The sequence below is a fragment of the Eubacterium sp. CAG:156 genome (assembly GCF_000434315.1).
Classification (GTDB): domain Bacteria; phylum Bacillota; class Clostridia; order Lachnospirales; family Lachnospiraceae; genus Eubacterium_U; species Eubacterium_U album.
The window spans coordinates 17,855-29,148 of record NZ_FR878170.1 but is presented as its reverse complement, the minus strand read 5'-3'; the positions used below and the strand labels follow the sequence as shown (position 1 = coordinate 29,148).

The following is an 11,294-nucleotide window of genomic DNA, read 5'->3' as shown; positions in this document are numbered from 1 at the left end:
CCTGTTCAACACCACAGCCCATTGCCTGGATAACTGTCATACCTGTTACACCGATAGCTGCCATTGTATCTTTAAGGATTCCAAATTTATCTTCATTACAAATAACTGTAATCTTTGTATATTTTCCAGTTGGTTTTGCTTCACCAATTGATAATGTAGCAGGTTCAAGATTTGCTACATCTACTGCTCCTACGCTTTCACCCATGTATGAAGGTGTTGTAGGAAGGAAGTCTGCATATGCTGATGCAAGACCATGTTCTGATATATCCATACCAATAATTTCTTCTTCTGCTGTTGTTCTAAGTCCTATTGTATGTTTAATAAGCTGGAATACAATTGTCATCATAATTGCTGCATATACATCAATTGCAACAATACCTAAAATCTGAATTCCTAATAATTTTGCTCCACCTCCGTAGAATAAACCTGCGTAATAAGAACCATCTGCAAATGCCTGAACTGTATCGCCTTTACCTGTTGCAAATAAGCCTACTGCAATTGTTCCCCAAACACCGTTTGCCCAGTGAACACCAACTGCCCCAACAGGGTCATCAATGTGTAACTTCTTATCAAGTACTTCTACTACTACATCTACTAAAATACCTGCAACTGCACCAATTACTAAAGCACCAATTGTATCAACTGAAGCACAACCTGCTGTAATTGCTACCAAACCTGCAAGTGATGCATTTAAGCACATACCTACATCAGGTTTTCCATCTTTAATCCAAGTAAATATCATACATACAACTGTTGCTGTTGCAGGAGCGATTGTTGTATTCATAAAGATTGATGCAAGACTGTCTGTGTTTGTTGCAGCTGCACCGTTAAATCCATACCATCCAAACCAAAGGATAAAACATCCAAGAGCTCCAAGTGTTATTGAATGTCCACCGATAGCATTTGAAATAATTGTTCCATCTGCTTTCTTTGTGTATTTACCAATTCTGGCTCCAAGAATAATTGCTCCGACTAAAGCTGCCATACCACCTACTGAGTGGATTACTGCTGAACCTGCGAAATCTACGAAATGTAATTTCTGTAACCATCCGTTTCCGCCGTAGTTCCAAACCCAACCTGCTTCAATAGGATATACAATCAAACTGATTGCTGCTGAGTAAACACAATAAGCACTGAATTTTGTTCTTTCAGCCATAGCTCCTGAAACAATTGTTGCTGCTGTTGCACAGAATACTAACTGAAATACGAACTGCGACCAATTAAAGTTGCTGTAATTTGTGAAGATGTCAAGATTTGGAATACCGATAATTCCCATTACATAATCTTCTGACATCATAAGTCCAAAACCTAAAACAATGTACATTATAGTACCAATACAAAAATCCATCAGGTTCTTCATGATAATGTTACCTGCATTCTTTGCTCTGGTAAATCCTGTTTCAACCATTGCGAAACCGGCCTGCATAAAGAATACTAAACTTGCACCAATTAAGAACCAAATTGCAAAACTACTACTTGTAGCTGCATCCAAAATTTCATTTGCGTCCATAACTAATTCCTCCATTCTTTTTTCATTGTCCTATAGATTTTACTTAAGAAAGCATTTTTAAAGGGGAAACACTTTCCAAGTTCTGAGAAGTTTTTCTTCTCATTTGTAATCATCCGGTAAATATTAATTACTGTATAATTACTAATAAAAAAAAATACAAGGGCACTGACTTCTTACGTCTGCGCCCTTGCATTTCTTATCATGCACTGTATTCTAGCAAATGATTTTTTAAATTTCAACTAAAAATCGATTTTGCTTATTTTATAATACAAATCCTTTTGTATTTTAAATTGACATTTAATTATTTTAATTTGACGTTTATTTTATTCATATATTCCTTAAAAAATTTAATGTCTGTTACATCTTTTACATTATTTCTTTAATTGATTTATATACGCCTTCGCCATCTAAACCAAATTCTTTTAACAACTCAACAGCCGGTCCTGAATGTCCATAAACATCCTGAACACCAATTTTTGTAACAGGTGTAGGACATTTTGCACTTAAGCAGTCACAAACTGCACTTCCAAGTCCACCAATAACTGAATGTTCTTCAACAGTTACTACTTTACCTGTAGCCTTTGCTGATTCTACAATTAAATCTTCATCTAATGGCTTAATTGTATGAATATTGATTACTGTAGCTTCAATTCCATCCTGTGCCAATTTTTCTGCTGCTTCCAAAGCTGAAGATACCATGAGTCCTGTTGCAACAATTGTAAGGTCCTTACCTTCACGCATTGTTACACCCTTACCTACTTCAAACTTGTAATCTTCTTTATTTAATACAGGTGCAGCCAAACGTCCAAATCTTAAATAAACAGGTCCGTCAATTTCATATGCTGCCTTTACTGCCGCTCTTGCTTCTACATCATCACATGGATTAATAACTGTCATTCCAGGGATTGTTCTCATTAAAGCAATATCTTCATTACACTGATGTGTAGCTCCATCTTCACCTACAGAAATACCTGCATGTGTAGCTCCTATTTTTACATTAAGATGTGGATATCCAATTTCATTCCTAATCTGTTCGTAAGCCCTTCCTGCTGCAAACATAGCAAATGTACTTGCAAAAGGAACTTTACCTGTTGTTGAAAGTCCTGCTGCAATCCCCATCATATTTGCTTCTGCAATACCACAGTCAAAGAATTTGTCAGGGTTTGCTTTTTTGAAAATGCCTGTCTTTGTAGCTGCTGCTAAATCAGCGTCTAATACTACTACGTTATCATGCTCTTTAGCTAATTCTACAAGTGCATTACCATAGCTTTCTCTTGTTGCTATCTTCTTTACTTCTGACATAATGCTTCACCTGCTTTCTCTAATTCTTCCATTGCCTGTTCAAACTGCTCATCATTTGGAGCTGCACCATGCCATGAAGCCTGGTTTTCCATAAATGAAACACCTTTTCCTTTAATACTCTTCATAATAATTGCTGTAGGCATTCCTTTTGTTTCTCTTGCTTCCTTTAAAGCTGCTCTAATTTCATCAAAATTATGAGCATCTATATTAATTACATGGAAATTAAATGCTTCAAATTTCTTATCAATTGGGTATGGTGAACATACATCTTCAATTGTTCCATCAATCTGAAGGTTATTATTATCGACAATAACAGTAAGGTTATCTAACTTCTTTGCTCCTGCAAACATAGCTGCTTCCCAAATCTGTCCTTCCTGAATTTCGCCATCACCTGTAACTGCAAATACTCTGTAATCTTTGTTATCAATCTTTGCGCCTAAAGCCATTCCTACTGCTGCAGAAACACCCTGTCCTAATGAACCTGCTGACATATCAACACCCGGTGTATGCTTCATATCGGGATGTCCCTGTAAATAAGAACCGATATGTCTTAAAGTTGTTAAATCTTCCTTAGGGAAGAATCCTTTTTCTGCTAACACTGCATATAAAGCAGGTGCAACGTGACCTTTTGATAAAACTAATCTGTCTCTGTCTTCCATCTTAGGATTTTTAGGGTCAACATTCATTTCTTCGAAATACAAAAATGTTAACATGTCGGCTACTGATAATGATCCACCCGGATGTCCTGATTTTGCGCTGTGTACGCCTTTAATAACACCTTTACGCACTTCATTTGCTATTTTTTCAAGCTGTAAATTTTCCATTTTAATTCCTTTCTTTTATTTAATATTAAAATCTGCTTCTTTTAATATCTGCAAATCGTCTTTATCTTTTGTTTTAAAAATACCAACGATTTTTCTGCCTAATTTATGTTTTGCCCTTTTTATGGCTGCATCTAATATTTGTTCAACATCCTTCTGACTGATTTCTTTCTTTGTTCCATACCAGTCATCTATAGCTTTAAATAATGCAAGCATTCCCATCTCGTTGATATTAAAGCCGTTATCTTTAGCATATTGAACACCATAAGCTACCCATTCTTTTACATTATAAGTCTTAATAAGAATAGGATAATCAAAAATCTGTTTTAACTCTTCATTCTCATCAAACATATCTGCCATTGCATCAGTTTCTCCTTCGAGAACTATCAACATGTCATTTGTATAAAGTTTAGCAGACTTAATTATCTCATCTATTTGCTCACTATTCAAATCTGTAGCTTTTTCTACAATTAAATCGCTTCCCATAAGTTTGTTTAATGCAGCTGTAAATCCTCTTCGGTTTAATACCTCCGCATTTACTTTAGCAATTCTTCTTCCGGCTCTGCCTCTCTTTGCATTAACCATCTTGATTATATCAATAGCCAATGTAGTTTTTCCACTTTTTTCATCACCACTGATTGCTATGTTTCCATTTGAAGAATTTCCATCAGGCACAAATTCTTTGACTAATTTTTCAATTGTGTATTTTATTGTATCGTCCAATCCTTCAATGTTTGTATAATTTGCAAACACCTTCATATCTTCATCTGTTACAATTTTTGTTCCTGAATTATCTTTTTCTTCTTTTGTTTCAGATTCTTTCTCTGCTGATTTCTGTTCTGTTTCCTGTTCTGAATCTTTACCTTCTTCTACTGCATCTGATTCCTGCTCTGCAGGTTCAACCTCTTCTGTTGACTCTGATTCCTGCTCTGCAGGTTCAACTTCTTCTGGCTCTGATTCAACATAATCTTCTGATTTATCTAATGATCCTTTTAATTTACTATCTTCTACTTCATCATTATCATCCAGCCCATCAACTGATTCTGAATCTTCTTTTGCTTCTGAATCTTCTTTAGAATCCGCAACATCCGTCAAATCGCTTAACTCTAATGCATCCTCATCGCTCAAATCAGGTAAATCGAGATTTGGAATTTCTATCTTAGGTATATCAAGTCCCGGTATGCTTATCTCCGGCATGCTTTCAATTTCCTGCGCAATCTTATCCATTTTAGCTGATACTTCAGGCATTTCAACATTTTCCATCTCTGATTTTTTTGTTTCTTCTGGCTCGTCTTTAGTTAAATTTTCTGATGAATCTTCTTGTAATTCTTCCTCAACTAAATCTTCTTTTGGCTCTTCAAAATCCTCTGCCGATTCATCTTCCGACTCCTCTATATCTTCTATAGGTTCATCTTCTGAATCTTCAACTTCTTCCACGTCATCAATTGTTTCATAATCTTCTATTGTTTCCGCAGATTCGTTTTCGGATTCATCAGTACTATTTATTTCAAACTCCTCTGTTGATTCGTTTTCTAATTCATCAACAGGTTTGTTTTCCGTTTTTCCTAGCGATTCCATTCCCGGCTCTGTTGATTCAACTGCGTCTTCATCAATTGTATCACTTTCCGACTCACCAACTGTTTCTTCTAAAGGTTCATCCAGCAATTCAGGCTCTTCAGAAATTATATTTTCCTCCGCCTCTTTTACCAAATCACTGATACTCTTAGGTCTTTCTAATTCCATTGTTTTATCAATGTCTGAAATTAAAATTGACTCTCTTCGTTCTCTTTCAAGTTCTTCAGCAGGCATATCTCTGAAATCAATAATATCATTGTTAAATATTTCCTCTAAATCTGCTGATAATTCACTTAAACGCTTTTTAGGTAACTTTTCTGTAACAACCTCAGGCTCTTCATATTCTGGCAATTCCTCAGGCTCACCTTCAATATTCATCATTCTTTCGGAATCTATAATATTATTTAATTCTTCAAGTTCTTCCTTTTCATATTGAATAGTTTCCTCTATGTCGTAATTTACCAAATCTTCTTCCGGCAACTGATTCCCTAATACTGAATCATCTGTACCACTAATTATCTCAGGCATATCGAATTCCAAATCCAATGTTGGTACATTTGTCTGTTCTGACTCAGCTGCCTTTTCCAATTCCTCTTCGATATTTGGTATTGCTTTTGTTTCACCTGCGACTTCTTCATTACCTAAAGTATCCATATCGGTATTCGGTGTTGCTTTTGTTTCACCTGTAACTTCTTCATCTTCCAAAGCTTCAATGTCGATGTTTGGTATTGCTTTTGTTTCGCCTGCGACCTCTTCATCTTCCAAAGCTTCAATGTCGATGTTTGGTATTACTTTTGTTTCACCTACGGCTTCTTCATTACCTAAAGTATCCATATCGGTATTCGGTGTTGCTTTTGTTTCACCTGCAGTTTCTGTATCTTCCAAAGCTTCAATATCAAAATTTGGAATTTCATTTGTTTCAGGTGATTTTTCAATATTATCTGTTTTTTCAAAATCAATCGGATCCAATGTTATTTCTGTCATCTCATTATCCATATTTGGAATTGAAGATGTATGCTTTTCTAATTGAACCGTATCTGAAATATCATTTGAACTTACATTAATTCTTTTTTCATTATGTCTTTCAGGAGCAGTAGACTGGTTTACTATTTCATTTAAATCCATTGTTCCAAATGAAATTTCACCTGTCTGGAATTTAATTTCCTCTTCTATAACATCGGTATCAACATCAGGAACAAATACATCTGCTGCCGCTTCTGCTGCAAATGATTCAAGTCCACGTTGAACCATATCTAATTCTTTTTCGTGGTCTGCACCAAGTTCCTTATCATGAGTAGGATTTTCAAATTCTGATACACCGGCATGCTGTATCTCTTTTCCCTGATTACTTATCTCAATTTCATCAAAATATTGCTCATTATCTTGGTTATTTGTCTCTGTCTCTTCAATTTCCTGTTCATGTCCTTCTTCATCTATACCAAGACCTTCATGTATCGACTGAATTCTCTTATAGTCAGGATTTATTTTTTCAAAATCTTCTTCTGTTTTTTCGACAATATTTTCTGCCTCATCTAAGGCCTTAACTGCCTTTTCAACTGTGTCCGCCTTAAGAATTCCCCTATCCTGAAGTTTATGTAAAACTTCTTCTATTGATAATTGTCCTGTATTCTGCTTTTTAACTATCTGATCTTCTTCATCATCAGTTATGCTTTCGTTATTTGAAGCATTATCTTCTTCACTAAGACTTTTTTCATCAGAATCATTTTCTTGTATAGCATCAACATTCTCTTTACCATCAAAAATAGTTTCCGCTTCTTTATCGACATTGTTTTCTGTAGAATCGTTTTCAACAGCTATTTTTTCAACATCCAACTTGCCATCGCTTTCATCTGTCGCTTCTTTAGCTGAATAATCTGACTTTTCTTTAGAACTTTCTTCAATATTAGCTTCATCGACTATAAACTCATTTTCTTTTGATTCCAAGTTTTCTTCTGATTCCAAATTTTTGTTCACTTCTGGATTCTCTTCTGATTCTGAATTTTCTTCTGATTCTAACTCCAATTCGTCTTTTTCAAATTCATCTTCAAAAGTAATCTCATGCATTTCAGGATCATTTTGCTTTACAAATATCTCCTGTACATCAGGATTGTTCTGCTGTGCAAACGGTTCTTTTTGTTCCGATTCACCTTCGGCTTTCTTTTCGTCATTTGACTTGTGAATACTTTCTATAACAGGATGTTTAAGCTTTCTGATACTTTCTTTAAAATTATCCTTTCTTATCATAAATGGAATACTTGGTCTCTCGTCAATAACCTCATCAGCTATCTTTACCGACACTGATTCTTCCTCTTTATCTTCAGAGATGGCATTATCTATTGATAAGTTATCTTCTATGTCTCCTGCCTGTTTGTTTTCTTTTCTATCATCTTTTTCTATCTTTTGTAAAGGCTTTCTGCCTAATCTATAATTGTCATATCTCTCCTGCTGAAGCTTTGTAAGAGGTCTGTAAAGTTTCTTTAACTCCATTGCCTTATTTACATACTTTCCTTCAGCAAACCATAAGCTTATTTCATCGCACATATCAACGCAGCTTTCTTCATCTCCTGCTTCATGATATAACTTAGCTAATTCATAAGCCCATTTTTCCTCCATATCTTCCTGAATATACTTTTCAAGGATTTCTATTAGTTTTCCAATTGGAGCCTTCTTTGCTTTCTGCATTTCATACTGCAATATATATTTATCATTGTCCCTAGGTGCAAGTTCAACAAAGTCCTGATAAAACTCTTCTGCTTCATCAAACTGCTGTAATTTTGCTGACAACAAACACAACCTATAAGCCAAATGTCTTCCTGTATTTGTATTTTCATAAGCAATAATCAAAGCCTGCTTTGCCTTATCATACTGCTTTGCCATTTCATATGCATCTGCTATTAGGGATAAAATGTCATTTGCTTTTTCTCTTCTATAATCAAGAGAGTCTGCGATTTGCACTGCTCTTTCGTAATCTTTATTACGAACAGCGACCCTCATTTCTTCTATTTTAAAGTTATACTCATTTCTATCCATTTTGATAAACACCTTTCATTCATCCGCCGTTGCGAATTATGACTTAATCTAAATCTGCACTCTTCCCTGTAACGCTCTCAGTAACGTAACGTTATCAATACATTCTAAATCTCCACCTACCGGTACTCCACTGGCGATTCGACTTATCTTTATCCCTAAAGGTTTAACGACTTTGCTTATGTACATCGCCGTTGCTTCACCTTCAACGCTGGAATTTGTAGCAATTATAACTTCATCTACATCATCTTTTAATCTTTCAAATAATTCTTTAAGTTTTATATCATTCTGTCCAATTCCCATTAAAGGATTTATGGCACCATGTAATACATGGTATACCCCTTTATATTCTCCTACTTTTTCATAGGCTGCCATATCTTTTGTGTTTTCTACAACCATAATTGTTTTATGGTCTCTGTCTTTACTTGCGCAAATAGGACAAATGTCCTGATCTGTCAAAGTAAAACACTTTTTACAATATTTTACATTTTTCTTAGCATCAATAATTGATTGGGATAACTCTTCCACCTGTTCCTGTGGCATATCTAATATATAAAATGCAAGTCTTGACGCTGTCTTAGCGCCAATTCCCGGAAGTATGGAAAGTTCCTCAATCAACTTTGATATATATCCACTGTAATAATCCAATGTCTACTCCTTAAAATAATCCGCCAAGACCGCCTGTTATTTTAGACATCTGCTGTGTTGTATTTTCTTCTACAGTTCTGATTGCCTCATTTACTGCAGCCATAATTAAATCTTCTAACATTTCAATGTCATCAGGGTCTACAACTTCTTCATCAATTTTTACTTTTGTAATTTCTTTCTTACCTGTAATTGTCACTTCAACTGCACCGCCTCCGGCTGTAGTTGTAAATTCCTGGCTTTCAAGATTTGCCTGAGCTTCTTCCATCTGCTTCTGCATCTTCTGAGCCTGCTTCATTAAATTGTTCATATTCTGTGGCATTCCGCCACCTGGAAATCCTCCACGTCTTGCCATGTTAAAAATCCTCCTCTTCAATATCCATGTTTATTCTTGAGATTACTTCCTGATATACATCTGCAAAATTCTGATTATCTTCAAGCATTTGTACTTCAACTGTAACTTCTTTCTTTATCTGTTCGCTAATAATTGTATTTAGCATTTCTATGACTTCCGGCTTATTACACTGATTATAACCTACTGCACCATGTTTAAATACAACAAGTAATATGTTGTCACCTTTCACACTAAATCTTGCGTCTTTAAAATATGCTCTAAAGTGTGTTGGCAAATGTTTTTGTACCATTCCCCAATTATCAGCAACTTCCTGCACATCCTTTGGTATCGCCTTATCAAATTTCTTTTTAGGTTGTGACTGCCTCTCCGGTGTGGCACTTTGCGTTGTTGTAGGGCTTACTGCGACAACACCATTTTCTAATTTATTTTCAATTAAAGCCATTCTGTTTAATAAGGAACTTACATCCGTATCCATTGCCGGTTTATTAAGCTTTATAAGAGCTATTTCTATTAAAACTCTTTTCTGTGAAGAATATTTTATCTGATTTGACAAATCCGAAAAAACTCTTATGTATCTCATAAGAACTTCGGTCTCAACCATCTGCGCTTCTTCTTTTAATGCCTGGATTCTGTCTGCGGATGCGTCAATTACATCCTCAACATTATCTGATGTCTGAACTAATAATAAATTTCTCATATACCAGATAAAATCATTTACAAACTGTCCAAGTTCTCTTCCCTGCATTATCATATCATCCAATATATGCAGACTACCAACAACATCTCCATTTATAATGCCTCTGATAAGTTTGCTGAACACTTCTGTGTCTACAGCACCTAACACTTCAAGTACATTATCATAGGTAAGTGTTTGTCCTAAATAAAAAGCAATACACTGATCCAAAAGACTTAACGCATCTCTCATAGAACCATCTGCTGCCTTTGCAACATATCTGATTGCCTTATCTTCAACTGTAACCTGTTCCTTCTCCATCAATTCTGAAAGTCTGTCTGCTATCGTATCTATAGTGATTCTCTTAAAATCATATCGCTGACATCTTGAAAGAATTGTTATAGGAATCTTATGTGGTTCGGTAGTTGCAAGCACAAAAATAACATATGCCGGTGGTTCTTCTAATGTCTTTAATAACGCATTAAACGCTCCTATAGACAGCATATGTACTTCATCAATAATATAAACCTTATATTTTCCATCCGCTGGTGAGTACTGAATTTCTTCTCTAATTTGTCTGATATTATCAACACCATTATTAGAAGCCGCATCGATTTCAACTACATTCATTGAACTTCCTGCTGCAATAGCTTTGCATGATGCACATTCATTACATGGGCTTCCATTTACCGGATGTTCACAATTAACTGCTTTCGCAAATATCTTTGCAATACTTGTCTTACCTGTTCCTCGTGTTCCACAAAAAAGATATGCATGGCCTATTCTATTGGCTTCAATCTGGTTCTGTAAAGTTTTAACAATATGATCTTGTCCCTTTACTTCGTCAAACGTTGCCGGTCTAAACTTTCTATATAAAGCTGTATATGACATTAGCCCGCTCCTTCCTGTGTCTATTTTAAATCTAAAATATGCTTAGTATTTATAAAAATGTTTTCATTCCTATAAATGGGCATACCTTTGGATTCATTATATAATATTTTGGAACAAAAATAAATCCCAAATATTAGAATATATCCAATATTTGGGACTATTTTTCATTCTATTTTCCATAAACTCTTAAGGCTAAATCCTGATTAATCAATTTGTTGTTAATTTTTGTTTTTAATGATGCATTATTTTTTATAACTCCTATATTAACATTACATGTTTCAGACACGCCTGCTACTGAAATTCTTACTTCATATTTATTCCCCGGAGTCACTTTAACATCATCTAATTCAAACATTTGCCATGCATCAACTATTCCGCTAATCGGAACTACACTACTATAAATACATTTTTTATCCTTTTGAGAATATAAATCCACCATATAATATCCATCCCTTGTATCCCCGTTTATTGTTATATATGTTGAAATTTTAACCA

General features: G+C 35.0%; 8 protein-coding genes. All 8 read right to left on the bottom strand.

Annotation, left to right across the window (positions count from 1 at the left end; translation table 11 throughout):
- Positions 1-1,510 (bottom strand): ammonium transporter (amt, locus tag ABMA45_RS07860; protein WP_348030094.1); only part of this gene is annotated, 1,510 nt, incomplete at its 3' end.
- Between the two features lie 366 nt (positions 1,511-1,876).
- Positions 1,877-2,812, bottom strand: coding sequence for a transketolase family protein (locus ABMA45_RS07855; RefSeq protein ID WP_022089339.1), 936 nt, complete (start codon positions 2,810-2,812; stop codon positions 1,877-1,879).
- Positions 2,800-3,636: a transketolase gene (locus ABMA45_RS07850; protein ID WP_022089338.1), complete on the bottom strand. Its 837-nt coding sequence runs from the start codon at positions 3,634-3,636 to the stop codon at positions 2,800-2,802. The genes ABMA45_RS07855 and ABMA45_RS07850 overlap by 13 nt, the downstream gene beginning before the upstream one ends.
- A gap of 15 nt (positions 3,637-3,651) precedes the next feature.
- Positions 3,652-8,238: a tetratricopeptide repeat protein gene (locus ABMA45_RS07845; RefSeq protein WP_022089337.1), complete on the bottom strand. Its 4,587-nt coding sequence runs from the start codon at positions 8,236-8,238 to the stop codon at positions 3,652-3,654.
- A gap of 48 nt (positions 8,239-8,286) precedes the next feature.
- Positions 8,287-8,883 (bottom strand): recombination mediator RecR, encoded by a 597-nt coding sequence (gene recR / locus ABMA45_RS07840; protein ID WP_022089336.1) that lies wholly within the window; start codon positions 8,881-8,883, stop codon positions 8,287-8,289.
- A gap of 10 nt (positions 8,884-8,893) precedes the next feature.
- Positions 8,894-9,235, bottom strand: coding sequence for a YbaB/EbfC family nucleoid-associated protein (locus ABMA45_RS07835; protein WP_022089335.1), 342 nt, complete (start codon positions 9,233-9,235; stop codon positions 8,894-8,896).
- 1 nt (position 9,236) lies between these two features.
- Entirely contained in the window at positions 9,237-10,799 is a 1,563-nt protein-coding gene (gene dnaX / locus ABMA45_RS07830) for a DNA polymerase III subunit gamma/tau (RefSeq protein WP_022089334.1), read from the bottom strand.
- Positions 10,800-10,968: 169 nt separating this feature from the next.
- Positions 10,969-11,294, bottom strand: a 326-nt coding sequence (locus ABMA45_RS07825) for a hypothetical protein (RefSeq protein ID WP_348030090.1), incomplete at its 5' end; no start/stop codon positions are given.

What these genes read in the sequence shown, in the direction of transcription:
- ABMA45_RS07835 (WP_022089335.1), bottom strand. Translation starts at nt 9,235, where the DNA reads ATGGCAAGACGTGGAGGATTTCCAGGTGGCGGAATGCCACAGAATATG.
- ABMA45_RS07845 (WP_022089337.1), bottom strand. Translation starts at nt 8,238, where the DNA reads ATGGATAGAAATGAGTATAACTTTAAAATAGAAGAAATGAGGGTCGCT.
- ABMA45_RS07850 (WP_022089338.1), bottom strand. Translation starts at nt 3,636, where the DNA reads ATGGAAAATTTACAGCTTGAAAAAATAGCAAATGAAGTGCGTAAAGGT.
- ABMA45_RS07855 (WP_022089339.1), bottom strand. Translation starts at nt 2,812, where the DNA reads ATGTCAGAAGTAAAGAAGATAGCAACAAGAGAAAGCTATGGTAATGCA.
- dnaX (WP_022089334.1), bottom strand. Translation starts at nt 10,799, where the DNA reads ATGTCATATACAGCTTTATATAGAAAGTTTAGACCGGCAACGTTTGAC.